Origin of the sequence: Mesorhizobium sp. 1B3, assembly GCF_050958605.1 — a bacterium.
Taxonomy (GTDB): domain Bacteria; phylum Pseudomonadota; class Alphaproteobacteria; order Rhizobiales; family Rhizobiaceae.
This window is the reverse complement of record NZ_JBJHDO010000002.1, coordinates 80,321-97,007: the sequence shown is the minus strand read 5'-3', so window position 1 is coordinate 97,007 and position 16,687 is coordinate 80,321. Positions and strand designations below refer to the sequence as shown.

General features: G+C 63.4%; 13 protein-coding genes. 9 read left to right on the top strand and 4 right to left on the bottom strand.

Annotated features, from left to right (window positions below):
- The first annotated feature begins 178 nt into the window (after positions 1–178).
- A complete protein-coding gene (locus ACCO56_RS05505) occupies positions 179–784 on the top strand; it encodes a TetR/AcrR family transcriptional regulator (protein ID WP_433638500.1) in 606 nt (201 codons plus the stop codon).
- Positions 785–790: 6 nt separating this feature from the next.
- Here ACCO56_RS05505 and ACCO56_RS05500 read toward each other — a convergent pair whose 3' ends face one another.
- Positions 791–1,534: a tellurite resistance TerB family protein gene (locus ACCO56_RS05500; RefSeq protein ID WP_433638498.1), complete on the bottom strand. Its 744-nt coding sequence runs from the start codon at positions 1,532–1,534 to the stop codon at positions 791–793.
- A gap of 92 nt (positions 1,535–1,626) precedes the next feature.
- Entirely contained in the window at positions 1,627–2,553 is a 927-nt protein-coding gene (locus ACCO56_RS05495; RefSeq protein ID WP_433638495.1) for a rhodanese-related sulfurtransferase, read from the bottom strand.
- 135 nt (positions 2,554–2,688) lie between these two features.
- On the opposite strand from ACCO56_RS05495, the gene ACCO56_RS05490 reads away from it, so the two are divergent.
- Positions 2,689–3,327: a 2-dehydro-3-deoxy-phosphogluconate aldolase gene (locus tag ACCO56_RS05490; RefSeq protein ID WP_433638494.1), complete on the top strand. Its 639-nt coding sequence runs from the start codon at positions 2,689–2,691 to the stop codon at positions 3,325–3,327.
- A gap of 233 nt (positions 3,328–3,560) precedes the next feature.
- Here the strand turns inward: ACCO56_RS05490 and ACCO56_RS05485 are convergent, their stop codons facing one another.
- Together ACCO56_RS05485 and ACCO56_RS05480 are read right to left on the bottom strand one after the other, a co-directional pair.
- Complete coding sequence (locus ACCO56_RS05485; RefSeq protein WP_433638491.1) at positions 3,561–5,261, bottom strand: DUF882 domain-containing protein; 1,701 nt, start codon at positions 5,259–5,261, stop codon at positions 3,561–3,563.
- Positions 5,262–5,625: 364 nt separating this feature from the next.
- Entirely contained in the window at positions 5,626–7,131 is a 1,506-nt protein-coding gene (locus tag ACCO56_RS05480; RefSeq protein WP_433638490.1) for a sigma-54-dependent transcriptional regulator, read from the bottom strand.
- A gap of 141 nt (positions 7,132–7,272) precedes the next feature.
- Between ACCO56_RS05480 and ACCO56_RS05475 the strand changes: the two genes are divergently transcribed.
- The 7 genes from ACCO56_RS05475 (at position 7,273) to ACCO56_RS05445 (ending at position 16,678) form a co-directional block, all read left to right on the top strand.
- On the top strand, positions 7,273–9,120 hold the full coding sequence (locus ACCO56_RS05475) for a M3 family oligoendopeptidase (RefSeq protein WP_433638488.1): 1,848 nt from the start codon (positions 7,273–7,275) through the stop codon (positions 9,118–9,120).
- A 22-nt stretch (positions 9,121–9,142) separates the two neighbouring features.
- Positions 9,143–10,300, top strand: coding sequence for an aminodeoxychorismate synthase component I (locus ACCO56_RS05470; RefSeq protein ID WP_433639770.1), 1,158 nt, complete (start codon positions 9,143–9,145; stop codon positions 10,298–10,300).
- Positions 10,249–10,917: an aminotransferase class IV family protein gene (locus ACCO56_RS05465; RefSeq protein ID WP_433638487.1), complete on the top strand. Its 669-nt coding sequence runs from the start codon at positions 10,249–10,251 to the stop codon at positions 10,915–10,917. Before ACCO56_RS05470 ends, ACCO56_RS05465 begins: the two co-directional genes overlap by 52 nt.
- Before the next feature lie 350 nt (positions 10,918–11,267).
- Entirely contained in the window at positions 11,268–12,713 is a 1,446-nt protein-coding gene (locus tag ACCO56_RS05460) for a homospermidine synthase (RefSeq protein WP_433638485.1), read from the top strand.
- A 195-nt stretch (positions 12,714–12,908) separates the two neighbouring features.
- Positions 12,909–13,289, top strand: a complete 381-nt coding sequence (locus ACCO56_RS05455; RefSeq protein WP_433638484.1) for a hypothetical protein — start codon at positions 12,909–12,911, stop codon at positions 13,287–13,289.
- 75 nt (positions 13,290–13,364) lie between these two features.
- Positions 13,365–14,606 (top strand): phenylacetate--CoA ligase family protein, encoded by a 1,242-nt coding sequence (locus ACCO56_RS05450; protein ID WP_433638481.1) that lies wholly within the window; start codon positions 13,365–13,367, stop codon positions 14,604–14,606.
- A 152-nt stretch (positions 14,607–14,758) separates the two neighbouring features.
- Entirely contained in the window at positions 14,759–16,678 is a 1,920-nt protein-coding gene (locus ACCO56_RS05445) for a 5'-nucleotidase C-terminal domain-containing protein (RefSeq protein WP_433638478.1), read from the top strand.
- Positions 16,679–16,687 lie beyond the last annotated feature (9 nt).

Below are 16,687 nucleotides of genomic sequence, written 5' to 3'. Positions count from 1 at the left end.
ACTTCGATCATTACGGCATTGCAGTCGGGTTGCAGTCAGGCAACCTGAACCTGCAGGGACATTGACAACGTCAAGATCGAGATGCGATGCAGGCTCCGGCAAGGGCATCCCTCCAGGACAAACCGGTCCAGGAAGCCGCGACGAGCAAACGGCAAGGCGGTGAGCAGTACGAGTAGCAATGACGCGGACCAAATCTGCTTACCACCATGGCGACCTCCGTCAGGCGCTGCTTACGGCCGCCGAGATCGAACTTGGCGAAAAAGGACTTGAGGGTTTCACCCTTCGTGGCGTGGCGCGACGCGCCGGCGTCTCGCATGCCGCGCCGGCCCACCACTTCAAGGACACGGCCGCGATGTTGACCGCGCTGGCCACCGTGGCGGCTGAACGGCTCACGCAAAGTCTCGAGAAATATCGTGCCCTCGCCACCGAGGATGCCAGCGACCGGATCGTTGCTTCAGGCATCGGCTACATCGCCTTCGCGCTGGAGAACCCGGCCCTTTTCAAGCTTCTTTTCGGCTCGGAACGACCGGATTCCGACGATCCCCGACTGGTCGAGCAGGCGGCGCGAGCCTTCCATATCCTGACTGGCGATATTGCGGAACTGCGCGGCGCCGATCCCATGACGGAGGAGGAAGGCATGCTGGACACGGCGGCATTGTGGTCCGCCGTGCATGGGATCGCCAGCCTGCTGATCGCCGATCGCATGCGCTTCCTCAAACCCATGCTCACGCGGGATCGCAATGCGACGCTGGCCCGACTCATCCGGAGGACGATTCCGCGGTAGGGCTGCCTACCACGGACTGTTCGGCGAAGGTGCCGCCGGAGCGGGTTGCGTCTTTACCGACGAGACTGTCGCCTCGACATGGTCGACAAGCGCGTCCGGCAGTTGCAGCCTGCCGGCAAGCAGGTCGAGATAGCCGCGCTCAGCGCGGGAATTCGGATCGATGGTGAGACGCGAGGCCGTGTACAACTCGACCTTTTGCGCATCCGTCTGCGCCGCCGCGACGATATCGTCGATCGACAAGGGTTTGGCCGTCTCGGCAGCGAGAAACTCCTGGGCTTCGGTACCGAGCCCGGCAAGATCGGCGCGCTCGACGATCTTCTTGCGCTCTTCATCGTCGATGTGGCCATCGGCGTTGGCGGCGGCGATCATCGCGCGCACCAGAATAAGCGCGAACTCCGTTTCGCCCTGGGGAGCCTGCGAGGGGTGGAAATCCGTGTCGGCCGGGGGCGGCAGAAGCTCCGGCTGTCCGTTCTGAGGCTGGGCTTCAGACGGCCGGCCGCCTTCCATGTAGTTCTGATAGGCCTTGTAGGCGAGCCCGGCGATTGCCGCGAGGCCGCCCACCTTCAGCGCCGACCCGCCGATCTGGCGGCCTGCCCTGGTCCCAAGAAGCACCGCCACGAGAGCGCCCGTGGCCAGCGGATTGTCCTTGGCGAGCTGGGTAGCCTGATTGGCCTTGTCGCGCACCGTACCGTCGGTTCCCGGTATCTTGGAGCCGAGTAAATCGTCGAGCAGTTTCTTAGGATCGAGCATTTGGACCTCCCTCGGTTGGCTCCCCGGCTCATTGGGAAATATGCAGCCTTCGCGACATTACAATGACCCGGGAGCCTTGAACCGAAAGTCCGTCAGCTTCCGATGTGCTTTCCCGCCCCGCGCGCTTCGGCAAGTTGGACCTGACGATGGCGTTCGGCGTAACGGGCGCGATCCTCGTCGCTGCGCTCGCCGACGCAATGCCGGCAGGAGATTCCCTCTCGATATTCCGGGCCGGAGCGGTCGGTATCAGTCAGCGGGCGACGGCAAGCGCGGCAGAGTTCGGCCTCGCCGACCTCTAGTCCATGCTTCACCGACACACGCTCATCGAAAACAAAGCATTCGCCTTGCCAAAGGCTTTCCTCGGCCGGGATCTCTTCCAGATATCTGAGGATGCCGCCCTTGAGGTGGAACACCTCGTCGATACCGAGCGACTTGACGTAGGCCGTCGCCTTCTCGCAGCGTATGCCGCCGGTGCAGAACATCGCCACCTTGCGGCCCTCAAGCGCCTCGCGGTGGTCCCGAACCCATTGCGGGAAAGCGCGGAAGCTTGCTGTCGCCGGATCGACGGCTCCCTGGAATGTCCCGATCGCCACTTCGTAGTCGTTTCGCGTGTCAATGAGGATGGTGTCGGGATCGGAGACGAGGGCGTTCCAGTCCCGCGCCTCGACATAGGTGCCCACGCTCCGGCTCGGGTCTATGTCCTCCACGCCCATCGTGACGATCTCCTTCTTCAGCCGCACCTTCATGCGGTGGAAGGGCATTTCCGAAGCCGCGCTGTATTTGACTTCGATGCCGGCCAGGGCCGGGATTCCGTTGAGGTGATCGATCAGTGCCGCGATCGCCTCCGTACTTCCGGCCACCGTGCCGTTGATTCCTTCATGAGCAAGAAGCAGGGTTCCCTTGATGCCGCGGCCGCAGCAGAAGGCGGCGAGCGGCGCCCGGAGGTCGGCGAAGTTGTCGAGCCGCGCGAAACGATAAAGCGCGGCTACGCGGAAGGATGGGGCTGCGGAGGCTTTCATGGCCTTGCCGTAGCTCCTGGACGGCGGCGTTGCAAGAATGCCCTTGCCGGGCAAAGCGTCGCCGCGCCATGGACTGGCCGCCCCCGCTCTGTTAATCGGTTGAAATCGTTTCCTGAAAAATGCGGGGGTGCAGCCATGCCCAACAAGACCGAAAAGCTCCTCTCGCTGCTGGCCGGCCAGCCCATCATACCGGTGCTGAAGATCGCCGATATCGCCCATGCCGTGCCGCTGGCGCGGGCGCTCGCGCGCGGCGGGTTGCCGATGATCGAGATCACGTTGCGCACCACCGACGCCCTGGAAGCCATTCGCCGCGTCAGCCAGGAGGTCGAGGAGGCCGTGGTTGGTGCAGGCACTGCGCTGAATGCCCGGCAATTCGAGCAGGCCGCTCAAGCGGGCTCACGCTTCATCGTCAGCCCAGGTGCGTCGAGCCAGCTCTATGCCGCGGCTCGCGACAGCGCCGTGCCACTACTGCCGGGGGCAATCACACCGGCCGAGATCATGGCGGCTGCTGACGAAGGGCTGGACTTCCTGAAGTTCTTCCCCGCGGAACAGGCCGGCGGCGCGGCATTCCTGAAGGCACTCGCCTCGCCTTTTGCCGGCGTGCGCTTCTGTCCGACCGGCGGCGTGTCGGCCACCAACGCGCGCGACTATCTCAGCCTTCCAAATGTCATTTGCGTGGGCGGCTCATGGGTCGCGCCCGACGAAATGGTGAAGGCGGGGCAGTGGGATGCAATCGAAGCGCTGGCGCGGGAGGCTTCGAAGCTTAGGGGGTAATATCTATCCGGCCACTTCGCGGCCACCCTTCATCCGACCTCGCTTCGCTCGGCCACCTGCTCCCACAAGGGGAGAAGGGAAGGTCTGCGGCAACGTTCGCGCTAGTCGCCGGCGTTGGGGATTGGCAGGAGTGCCTATGCCAAACTCCACCTTCTCCCCTTGTGGGAGAAGGTGGCCTCGCGAAGCGAGGTCGGATGAGGGGTCCTCGAGTCGCGGATGAGGGGTGCCCCCCGTCAGTTGAAGCGCGCCACCGACAGGAACGTGACAGCCTTACCCGAGAATTTGTTGGCTTGCGCCTGGATGTCGCCCTGCTGGAATCCGGCGGTGTAGACCTCGCGCGGCGCGGAGTAGACGATCTTGTAGGCATAGGACGGCGCCTTGGTGCCATCGGTGTTGTTGGCGATGTAATTGCCGTCGAGCGCCCAACGCGCGGCCTGCGGTTGCGCCGCGATGACCATCGGCCTGGGATCAGGCTTGGTATCATGAACGCTGGGGCGGGCCGACTTCGGCGTCGTCTTCACGCCGCCCAGCACCGAAGCCGGATCAATCCCTGGACCACCCCCGGCGAGCGCGCTCTTGGGCGTCGCGCGGATGGAGGCGACGCGCTCGGGTTGCGGTTCGGGAATGATCTCTTCCGGCGCGGTCGCGAAACCTTCCGTCCCAGGAAATGGGGCGGCAGCCACCTGCAGAGATGCCGGTTCGGCCGGCGCATAGGCCGCCGTCTCAGGCACTGCCGAAATGGAATCCGGCAGGGCAGCCGCGATCAGGCTCGCCTGCGCATCCTCGGGTCGCCCGGTCGGCAGCGGAACGGCAGCGGCGATCGCCTCCCCGACCGTTGACGGCTCCGCGCTGGCGACCTGTGTGACCTGTTTCGCGGTAAGTTCGGCCGGCGGCGTGTAGTCGGGCCGACGGCTCGGAAGCGGAACGGCCATCGCGACTTGCGCGGCCGCCTCATCGAGAGGCGCGCCATTCTCGCCCACATCGATCTGGGGACGCGGAGCCGCGATCGGCAGCGGCGCATCGCGACTCGGAAGCGCGGCAACGATGGTCTCCGGCTGCGGCTCGGCGGCAGGAATCTCGACGGGACGCGCAAGCTCGGGCGGCAGGATACGGATCTTTCCGTCCCCATTCGCCGGCTGCTCCGGCTTCGCTTCCGCGACAGACTTCTGAGGCGGAGCGGGCTTCCGGGCCGGAGCCTGGTCACGGGCAGCGGAGGCCACCGCGGCGCCGCCGCTTTCTTCCTCCTCGTCCGCGCTGCGGCCGAAGAGGGCAGCGAGCAGGCCGCCGCCGCGCGAGCTGCTGCCGGAGCTGGCCAGGGCGACCGCCGTGCCGCCGGACTTCCGGCGCGCCTCATAGGCGGCGACCGCCTGCTCGAAACCGGGCAGCGGCTTGCCGTCGCTCGGCACATGCAGCGTCTTGCCCTGGGGGAAGAGCGCGACCAGTTCCTTGCGGCTCATCTTCGGCCAATGCCGGACATTGCCGACGTCGAAATGCACGAAAGGCGAACCGGATGTCGGATAGTAGCCGACGCCACCGCCCTGCATCTTGAGGCCGATCTCGCGCAGCTTCTTCAGCTTCACGTCGGGCAGGTAGAAGTCCATCGCCTTACCGAGCATGTGCTGGCTTTTCTTGGCAACGCCCTTCGAGCGGCTGCGCAACATGGAATTGGTAGCCGGCGAGCGGTAGGCCGACACGACATGGATGTAATCCCTGGAGCCAGCAGCCCTATACGCTTCCCACACCAGATCGAGCAGGCGCGGATCCATCTTGGTCGGCTCGTTGCGCCGCCAGTCGCGAAGGAACTGGTTGATCTGCTTCAGACCGTTGGCGTCATAGCGCCCGTTTCGCTTGAAGGTGATCTCGGCTCTTTCACCCGTATGGATGAAATAGAGCTTCAACGAACGGGTCTCGGCCGTCGCTGCCGGAGCGGTCAAGCAGAGACTGCCTGCCGCAAGCAGCAAGGGTGCCAACCACTTCGCGCAAACGGTAGCGCTCGGACTCCGTCCGCGATTCTTCAGGTCGATCTCGATCAAATCAAAAAGGCCTTACAGATTGCCGTTTTTGTCCCCGGATTTGATGCCCGGATGATTTGGAAGCACCATCCGACTATCGATCCTAATGGTTAATCAGAGCTTATTGAAGCCGAAATGCGGTCAGAGAATGGCGGCAAACTGGCCAAAATGCTACCGGCCGAATCAAGGTAAATGAAATATTTACACTGAAAAATGTGGCGGATGTCACAGTTGATTCGCCGAAACCAACCAACCGGCGCCTCGCCAGGCAAGCAGTCGAGGAGCGTCAGGAACTCGGCCGGTCGACGCGCCCCCGCTCCGGGTCTATGCCGTATTCCCTGAGCTTTCGATAAAGAGTCGAGCGGCCGATTCCCAAGCGGCGGGCGACTTCGCTCATCTGGCCGTTGTAGTGCTCGATGGCGAGCTTGATCATCTCGAGTTCGACATCGGCAAGCGTTCGGACATTGCCACGATCGTCCAAGGCCCGGAGGATGCCGAACTGGCGCTCCGCCGTGATTGGCGCCGCGCGGGGCACAACGTTCCTGATCTCGATCGCTTCCTCAGGGATTCCCAAGCGCACCGGTGGGACGAAATCGAGCTCGATCCCCTCGACTTGGGCCCGTATCTGCGGAAAGTCCTCTACTGTCAGCACGTCGCCATCGCAGAGGACGGAAGCCCGCAATACGGCGTTCTCGAGCTGGCGCACATTGCCCGGCCAGTCATAGGCCTGGAGCAGCGACAGCGCTTCGCCGGAGATCGCCCCGATTCTCCCCACTCCCGGCGCGCCCACGCGCGTCATGAAATGGCCGACCAGCAGCGGGATATCATCACGGCGGTCGCGCAGCGGCGGCACGAAGATGGGAAAGACATTCAGGCGATAGAACAGATCTTCCCGGAACTTTCCGTCCTTCACCTGCTGCAGGAGGTTGCGATGCGTGGCGGAAATCAGCCTGATGTCGACCTTCACTGTCGACCGCGCACCGACGGGATCGACCTCTCCTTCCTGCACGGCGCGCAGCAGCTTGACCTGGACATCAGGAGGCAGGTCGCCGATCTCGTCGAGGAACAGGGTCCCTGAATGGGCTTCGACGAACTTTCCCGTGTGTTTTTCCGTCGCCCCTGTGAAAGCACCCTTCTCGTGGCCGAACAGGATGCTCTCCACGAGATTGTCGGGAATAGCGCCGCAATTCACGGTCACGAAGGGCTTGGTCCGCCGGTCTCCCGATCCCTGGATGGCGCGCGCCACCATTTCCTTGCCGACGCCCGATTCGCCCTCGATCAGGATCGGGATGTTAGAGGCCGCCGCCTTGCGACCGAGCCGGATCACACGCTCCATGGTCTCGCTGCGGGTGACGAGATCCTTGAAGGTCATCGCTCCGCCCGACGGCCTGCGCGCCCGGCGGCTCTGCTCGCCGACGGCCTCGACCTTGAGGGCGCTGGCGATCGCAGCCTGGAGGCGGTCGGGAGAGGCCGGCTTGACGACGAAGTCGAACGCGCCGGCACGCATCGCGGTCACGACGGTGTCGATGCCGCCCTGCGCAGTCTGCACGATCACCGGCATGTCGAAGCCGCGCTCGCGCATCGCCAGCAGGACCTGGTTGCCGTTCATGCCCGGCATCATCAGGTCGAGGATGACCACCGAGGCATCGCGGCCAGGGGAACGCTCCAGCGCGGCGAGTGCCGCTTCACCGCCGTCGACGACAACCGTGTCGTGACCGAACCTCGTCACCGCGGCCTCGAGGAGCCGGCGCTGGACGGGATCGTCGTCTACAATGAGGATGGGACCTGCCATGAAAAACGGGAAATCGGCGAAACGCGGATGGTTGTTGTCTGGATCAACTTCGCACGGGGTTCTAAATAAGCTTTCAAAAAAGCCGGTGAACGAAACCTTTCCGGGTTCGATTGTCGGCCGATCCGAAACGGAAGGCCCGAAATGTCCAATGCTTCGAATCCGGCGGCATCGCCCGCCGCCCAGGTGAAATCGCAGCCCGCCGAGGCTTCCACGCTCGGCAGCCTGCCCGAATGGAATCTCGGCGACCTCTATTCCGGCATGGAAGCGCCGGAACTCTCCCAGGACATGGCGAAGGCGGCCGCCCAGGCTGCCGAATTCGAGACACGCTGGAAAGGCCGCCTGGCATCCGAGGCGGGGAAAGGCAAGGACGGGAGCCTCGGCGAGGCTCTGCGCGAATACGAGGCGCTGGAGGAACTGATCGGCCGCATCGCCTCTTATGCGGGCCTGCTTTATGCGGGAAACACTTCGGACCCGAAGCGCGCCAAGCTTTATGGCGACATCCAGGAACGGATGACGGATGCCAGCAAGCATCTGCTGTTCTTCACCCTGGAGCTCAACCTCGTCGACGACGCGCTGATCGCGGCCGCGCTCGACGCCGACCCGTCCTTCGGACACTATCGCCCCTGGGTGCTCGACCTCAGGAAGGACAAGCCATACCAGCTCGAGGATCGCATCGAGCAGCTTTTCCACGAGAAGTCCGTGACGGGCCGCGGCGCCTGGAATCGGCTCTTCGACGAAACCATGACGGACCTGCGCTTTGAAGTCGACGGGGAAGAGCTGACGCTCGAGCCGACGCTGAACAAGCTCCAGGACGCAGATGGGGAGGTTCGGCGCAAGGCGGCGGAGGCGCTGGCCGAGACCTTCAAGAAGAACCTGCGGACCTTCACGCTCATCACCAACACGCTGGCCAAGGACAAGGAGATCTCCGATCGCTGGCGCGGCTTCGAGGACATCGCCGATTCCCGACATCTGGCGAACCGGGTCGAGCGCGATGTGGTGAACGCCCTCGCCGAGGCCGTCCACGAGGCCTATCCGCGCCTTTCCCACCGCTATTACGCCATGAAGGCGAAGTGGCTCGGCATGGACGCGCTGAACCATTGGGATCGCAACGCGCCGCTACCGGAAACCCCGAAGGCGACGATCGGCTGGAACGAGGCCAAGGACACGGTGCTTTCCGCCTATGCGGCTTTCTCGCCGAAGATGGCGGAAATCGCCGGCACGTTCTTCGAAAAGAGCTGGATCGACGCGGCGGTGCGCCCGGGCAAGGCGCCAGGCGCCTTCGCGCATCCAACCGTACCGTCTGTCCATCCCTATGTGCTGCTCAACTATATGGGCAAGCCGCGCGATGTGATGACGCTCGCACATGAGCTCGGACACGGGGTCCATCAGGTCCTGGCGGGCGGCCAGGGAGCGCTGATGTCCGCGACGCCGCTCACGCTTGCCGAGACTGCCTCGGTGTTCGGCGAGATGCTGACGTTCCGCTCCCTGCTCGACCGCACCACGGACCGGCGCGAACGCAAGGCCATGCTCGCCCAGAAGGTCGAGGACATGATCAACACGGTGGTGCGCCAGATCGCCTTCTATGAATTCGAACGCAAGGTGCACACCGAGAGGCGCAATGGCGAGCTCACCGCCGACAGGATCGGCGAGTTCTGGCTGGAGGTGCAGGCGGAGAGCCTGGGCCCGGCGATAAAGCTGCGCCAGGGATACGAGACCTTCTGGTCCTACATCCCTCACTTCATCCATTCGCCCTTCTACGTCTATGCCTACGCCTTCGGCGACTGCCTGGTGAACTCCCTCTACGCGGTCTACCAGAATGCGGAACGGGGATTTCAAGAGAAATATTTCGAGATGCTCAGGGCCGGCGGCACCAAGCACCATTCGGAGCTTCTCGCCCCCTTTGGCCTGGACGCCAGCGACCCAGGATTCTGGCAGGGCGGGCTCGCGGTGATCGGCGGCCTGATCGACGAACTCGAAGCGCTCGATTGATAACCAGATGCCGTCAGACGCGATGACAGCAATGCCGGCATCCCCCTTCGTCCTCTTCCGCGACGACTTCACAGGCGCCGAACTCCTGTTCGACCGACCTTCGACGATCCTGAGCGCCGACACGCCCGAGCAGTTCGACGCCCTGCTTGCGGCGGCGGAGGCCGCGCATGCCGAGGGGAAATGGCTCGCCGGCTATTTCTCCTACGAGGCGGGCTATCTGTTCGAACCCAAGCTCCGTCCGATCCTGCCGGCCGGACGCCGCGCCCCCCTCGCCTGCATCGGCGTGTTCGACGGCCCTTCCGACAACACCCTGCCGCCGCCCGGCAGGGTGACGAGCAATGGCCCGGTCTTCGATCCCAGACCGGCATGGTCGTTCGAGGCTTACGAAAAACGCTTCAGACGCCTGCACCAGCATCTGCGCGAAGGCGATTGCTACCAGGCCAACCTGACCTTCCCGATCGACGCCCACTGGAGCGGCGATCCACTTGCGGCCTTCCATGCCCTGGCGGCACGCCAGAGGGTAAAATACGGCGCCCTGGTTTCGCTGGGCAATCCCGTCGTGCTCTCCCGGTCGCCCGAGTTGTTCTTCGAGGTCGGAGCCGACGGCTGGATCGAGACTCATCCAATGAAGGGTACCGCGCCGCGCGGCAAGACGCCGGCGGAGGACGCGCGGCTCAGGGAGTTCCTGCAGAACGATCCGAAGAATCAGGCCGAGAACCGGATGATCGTCGACCTTCTGCGTAACGACATTTCTCTGGTCACGGAGGTCGGGACGCTCGACGTTCCGGAACTCTTCCGGGTCGAGAGCTACGCCACGGTGCACCAGATGGTGAGCCGGGTTCGCGCGAAGCTGCTGCCGAACGCCACCATCAGCCAGATCTTCGCGGCGCTTTTCCCTTGTGGCTCCATCACCGGCGCGCCGAAAATCCGCGCTATGGAAATCCTGCATGAATTGGAGGGGCGGCCACGCGATGTCTATTGCGGCGCTATCGGGTGGATCGAACCCAGCGGCCGCATGCGCTTCAACGTCGCCATCCGCACCATTTCGCTCTATTCCGGAGGTGATGCGGTTTTCAACGTCGGCGGCGGTATCGTCTTCGATTCATCAGCGGAAGCGGAATATGCGGAATGTCTTCTGAAAGCGCGCTACGCGACAGGAACGGCGCTGACTACGAATTGATAGAGACGCTGCGCTGGGAGCCCGCAACAGGTTTCGTGCGGATCGAACGTCACCGCGCACGGCTGCAAGCCTCGGCCGACGCGCTGGGCTTCCGGCATGACACGCCTGCTGTGGAGCATGCGCTCGCTTCCGCTGCCGGCGGACGAACGCCGCTGCGCATCCGCCTGACGCTCTCCCACGCCGGTGACGTCGCATGCACCTCCCATCCCTTCGAGCCTATCCCTTCCGGGACGATCTGGAGGTTGCGAGTGGCGGACACGCGTCTCGATGCGGCTGACCCGCTGCTCCGCCACAAGACGTCCAGGCGCGATGTCTTTCAGGCGGCCAGGCTCGAATTCACCGTGGAAGAAGCGGACGAGGTCATCCTGCTCAATGGTCAGGGAAAGCTCTGCGAGGGAACGATAACCAATCTTTTCCTCGACCTTGGGAACGGCAGGCCGCTCCTGACACCGGCACTGGCCAACGGGCTGCTGCCGGGTGTCCTGCGCGGCGAGCTTATCGAACAAGGCCGTGCAGTGGAGGCAGATCTCCTGCCCCACGACCTCGCCATCGCCAAATCCATCTTTGTCGGCAACTCGCTCCGCGGGCTGATCCCGGCAGCAATCGCCACGGATTGATGCACGCTGCAGGTCTGCCGGCCACTTCCGTCCATGAAGAACCCGTCGGATTCACGCATCTCGGCGGTACGATACAAGCGGATGAAGGCTGCTGCCACTGCCGTTCGGCCACGTCGTTCTGCAACGTTGGATGGATGGGTTGCCGATACGCGTGGGCTCCTGGTCCGCGCGCTGCGCGGTATCGCATCGAAAGCAAGTTGACCTTCGACCCACAGCCGCAGCGCGAAATCTTCTTTATTGTGACGCGGATTCGTGTTTTAGCGCCGACACTGGCGGAGATTGGGGCGAAGAGGGAACGTTCCAATCTCATCTTACAATGGGGCGGCCCAGCAACACAGGAGTATCTGTAAATGGCGAAAACGGAGTGGCCGGTCTACGGCGAAATAACCGGCCCCATCGTGATGATCGGCTTCGGGTCGATCGGCCGCGGCACCTTGCCGCTCATCGAACGTCATTTCAAATACGACAAGTCTCGCATGGTCGTGATCGATCCGAACGATGCCAACCGCAAGCTCCTCGACGACCGTGGCATCGCCTTCGTCCACGAGGCGGTGACCAAGGACAACTACAAGAAACTTCTGACACCACTTTTGACCAAGGGCGACGGCCAGGGTTTCTGCGTGAATCTCTCCATCGACACCTCCTCGCTGGATCTGATGAAGCTCTGTCGCAAGCTCGGCGTGCTTTATGTCGACACGGTCGTCGAACCGTGGCTCGGCTTCTATTTCGATGACAAGGCCGACAACGCCTCACGCACCAACTACGCGCTGCGCGAGACGGTACGCCGCGAAAAGGAGAAGAACCCCGGCGGCACTACGGCCGTTTCCTGTTGCGGCGCCAATCCCGGCATGGTGTCCTGGTTCGTGAAGCAGGCCCTGGTAGATCTCGCCAAAGATCTTGGCGTCGACTTCAACGAGCCGGCGCAGGACGACCGCGAAGCCTGGGCGCGGCTCATGAAGAAGGTGGGCGTGAAGGGCATCCACATTGCCGAGCGCGACACCCAGCGGACCAAGAAACCCAAGCCCCTCAACGTGTTCTGGAACACCTGGTCGGTGGAAGGCTTCGTATCGGAAGGCCTGCAACCCGCCGAGCTCGGTTGGGGCACGCATGAGAAGTGGATGCCCAAGAATGCGAAAAAGCAGAACAGCGGTTCCAAGGCCGCGATCTATCTCGAACAGCCCGGCGCCAATACACGGGTGCGCACCTGGTGCCCAACCCCTGGGCCGCAATACGGCTTCCTCGTGACGCACAACGAGTCGATCTCGATCGCCGACTATTTCACGGTCAGATCAAAGAAGGGCAAGGTGCAGTACCGACCGACCTGCCATTATGCCTATCATCCCTGCAACGACGCTGTGCTGTCGCTGAACGAGATGTTCGGCGCGGCCGGAAAGCCCCAGCCGGTGCAGCATGTACTCGACGAAAACGAACTGGTCGACGGTGCGGACGAACTCGGCGTGCTGCTCTACGGCCACGACCGCAACGCCTACTGGTACGGCTCGCAATTGTCGCTCGACCAGGCGCGCAAGCTCGCTCCTTATCAGAACGCCACCGGCCTTCAGGTCTCCTCCGCCGTGCTGGCCGGCATGGTTTGGGCCCTCGAGCATCCTGAAGCCGGCATCGTGGAAACCGACGAGATGGATTTCCGGCGCTGCCTTGAAGTGCAGTCCCCCTATCTCGGACCGGTGAAGGGATACTATACGGAATGGACGCCCCTATCCGGCCGTCCGGGATTGTTCGCCGAGGATCTTGACGAGAAGGATCCCTGGCAGTTCCGAAACATCCTTGTGCGCTAAAAGCATGCCGCCCAAAACTGCACAGCGGTTTTGGGATAACGGAATGCGCAAGAACTTAAGATCCGGAACCGGATGAGCCTCACCTCATTCTTTCGAACAGGGTGAGGCTGCATTCGGATATCGAGCCGGAAGGCTCGCCTTGCTTTCGCCTGTAAATCGGGCAAATGAATTTGAGGATCAGGAGAGGATTCGACCATGACGATGATGCGCGCCATGTTGGCAACCGTTGCGGCGGCTGCGACGCTCGCCGGGTGCGTGGCTCCCGGACCGGACGGAGGTCCGATGGGAACCGCCGCCCGCAACGGCTTCGAGGGCGAATGGATCAGCACGGACGGCGTGGCCATTTCCCGCTTCTCAGGAGGCCTTTTCGAAACCGTCGCCACGGATACGGGCAACAAGCTCTCCGACGGCAACTATCATCAGACGGACGCACGCACCGTTGCCATCACGGTTCGCTCGCTCATCCGCCAGACCACGTCCAGCGTGAATTGCGCACTGGTCAACCCCACCCAGCTCAACTGCACGAGCTCGACCGGTCAGCAATTCACACTTATGCGGCGCGGCGCACCGGCCTGACCTTCCATTAGCATTAGCTGCTTGCGCGGCCATCGCCGGATTGCGATAACCTCCCGGAGATTTCGGGAGGGGACGATGCATTTCGACAGATTGGAAACCCGAGACCCCGAAGAACGCGAGCGCGCGCTCTTTGCCCGGCTGCCCGGTTTCCTGAAGAGCGCGCTCGCCGAAGCCCCCGGTCTCGCGCGCTGGCTGAAAGGCGTCGATCCCGCCGCCATTACAAGCCGCGCCGGCCTGGCGTCCTTGCCGGTCCTGCACAAGGCCGAACTGATGGAGTTCCAGGCTTCCGATCCCCCCTTCGGCGGTTTCGCCAATGCCGCGGCACTTCGGGGAAGTCGGGTTTTTCTTTCGCCCGGCCCGATATGGGAGCCGGAAGGCCTCGGCCTCGATCCCGGGGGCGGCGCGCGCGCCTTCTTCGCGGCCGGCATCAGGCCTGGCGACATAGTGCACAACGCCTTCGCCTATCACATGACGCCGGGCGGCTTCCTGCTGGATGCGGGTGCTCGCGCCCTCGGCTGCACGGTTTTCGCGGCCGGCACCGGCAACACCGAGATGCAGATCGAGGCCGCGGCGACGCTCCGGCCTCGCGTCTATTGCGGCACGCCGGATTATCTGAAGGTCATGCTCGACAAGGCAACCGAGACGGCCAAGGACCTGTCGTCTTTCGCAAAGGGCCTGGTTTCCGCCGGTGCCCTTTTCCCGTCGCTCAGGGCGGGTTACCGGGCTCGGGGAATAGACGTCCTGCAGTGCTACGCCACCGCCGAATTCGGCGTCATCGCCTATGAAAGCGCCGCGGAGGACGGCCAGCCGAATCCGGGTATGATCGTCAACGAAGACTTGATCGTGGAGATCGTGCGCCCTGGCACCGGCGAAGTGCTTCCCGACGGAGAGGTGGGAGAAGTCGTCGTCACCAGCTTCAACTCGGCCTATCCCATGGTGCGCCTCGGCACGGGCGACCTGTCCGCCGTCCTGCCCGGCCGTTCCCCCTGCGGCCGAACCAATACGCGCATCAAGGGCTGGATGGGGCGCGCCGACCAGCGGACGAAGGTCAAGGGCATGTTCGTCGATCCCAGGCAGATCGCCGAAATCGTCCGGCGACATCCGCAGATCCACCGCGCCCGCCTCGTCGTGACCCGCGAAGGGGCGCAAGACGCGATGGCTCTCCACATCGAATCGGACGCCCCTCTTCCGACCGGTGCCGTCGAGATCACGCTGCGGGAAGTGACCAAGCTCGGCGGTGCGGTCAAACTTGCTCCCAAGGGCTCGCTGCCCAATGACGGCAAGGTCATCGCCGACGAACGGGACTACTCCACCTGAAAGCCACGGCGTTTCCGCTTGCATCCACGAAATCGCAGTGTGAACATGCCGTCACGGGTCGGGCCCGCTTGGGTTCGGCCTGCCAGAGGGCAACTTCGTTACATGATGGTCAAGGAGTGGTGCCAAGCCACCGATCATCTCGGGAGATCAGGATGAAGAAGATCACGGCGATCGCGGCAGGCGCGGCTTCGGCTCTCGCGCTGTCGGCCAGCGCCTCCTTTGCCGACTATAGTTTGACCATTCTCCACATCAACGACTGGCACAGCCGCATCGAATCCAACAACAAGTTCGAGTCGACCTGCTCCGCCGAGGAGGAAGACAAGGGCGAATGCTTCGGCGGCGCAGCCCGGCTGGTGACCGCGATCAACGAACGCCGCAAGGCGCTGGAAGGCCAGAACGTGCTCCTGCTCAACGGCGGCGACAATTTCCAGGGCTCCCTCTTCTACACGACCTACAAAGGCACGGCCGAGGGCGAATTCCTGAACCTCATGGAATTCGATGCCATGACCGTCGGCAACCACGAGTTCGACGATGGCGAGGACGCCCTCGTGCCCTTCCTCGAAAAGGCGCAGTTCCCGGTGCTGAGCGCCAATGTGCATCCTGACGCCCAGTCCAAGGTCGGCGATCGTATCAAGCCTTCCATCGTGCTCGAAGTGGGCGGCCAGAAGATCGGCATCGTCGGAGCAGTGGCAAATGACACGCCTGAGCTCGCCGCGCCCGGCCCGCATATTGCGTTCGAGGAGGACGTGGCGAAGATCACTGCGGAGGTCGAAAAGCTCAAGGCGCAGGGCGTCGACAAGATCATCGCGCTGACGCATGTCGGCTACCCGCGAGATAAGGAGGCGATCGCCAGGATTCCGGGGGTGGACGTGGTGGTCGGCGGGCACTCGCATTCTCTGCTGTCGAACACCGACGACAAGGCCGAGGGGCCCTACCCGACGATGATCGACAATCCGGAAGGCTACAAGGTTCCGGTCACCCAGGCTGCTTCCTATTCGAAGTATCTGGGAGAGTTCACAGTCATCTTCGACGACAACGGCGTGGTCAAGGAAGCTAAGGGCGATCCGATCCTCCTCGACAAGTCGATCAAACCCGACGAGACGGTGCTCGCGCGCGTCAAGGAACTCGCCGCGCCCATCGAGGAGCTGAAGAAGAAGGAGGTCTCCGAGACCACCAAGCCGATCGACGGCAGCCGCGAAAGCTGCCGGGCAAAGGAATGCGAAATGGGCAACCTGATCACCGATGCCATCCTCGATCGCGTGAGGGGCCAGGGCGTGACCATCGCCATACAGAATGGCGGCGGCATCAGGGCATCGATCGACCAGGGCGTGGTCACCATGGGTGAAGTACTTACCGTCCTGCCCTTCCAAAACACTCTGGCGACTTTCCAGCTCACCGGCAAAGACCTGGCGACGTCGCTCGAAACCGGCGTCAGCGAGATAGAGGAAGGCAAGGGCAAGTTCCCACAGGTCGGCGGCCTCAAATATACATTCGACCGTTCCGTTCGGCCCGGCGAAGGCCGCATCAAGTCGATCGAGGTGATGGAGGACGGCGCGTGGAAGCCGCTCGATTCCGAAAAGCTCTACACCATCGCGACCAACAATTTCGTGCGCGCGGGCGGCGACGGCTACGAGCTCTTCGCTTCGAACGCCAAGAATGCTTATGATTTCGGCCCGAGCCTCGAACAGGTCGTGGCCGACTATCTGACCGCGAATCGGCCCTACACGCCGAAGCTGGAAGGACGCATCACGGAAGTCGGCGTCGCCACCGCAGCGGCCGAACCGGCCCAGCCTGCGGCGACTGCGCAACCCGAGGCCAAGCTGCCCGACTTGCCCGCAGCCGCGAACGATATCGCCAACACCCCGCCGCCTGCCCAGGCGGCGGCGGCCGCGCCGGCCGCTGTTACGAGCGAAAGCGGGCACGTGGTCGTCAACGGCGATACCTATTGGGATCTCGCCGAGAAATTCTACGGCAACGGCGCCAAATGGAAGGCGATTTCCCAAGCCAATCCCGGGCTCCAGCCGCGCCGCCTGCCCGTCGGCACGAGCTTGAAGATCCCACCGGCGTCGTAAACGGTTTGC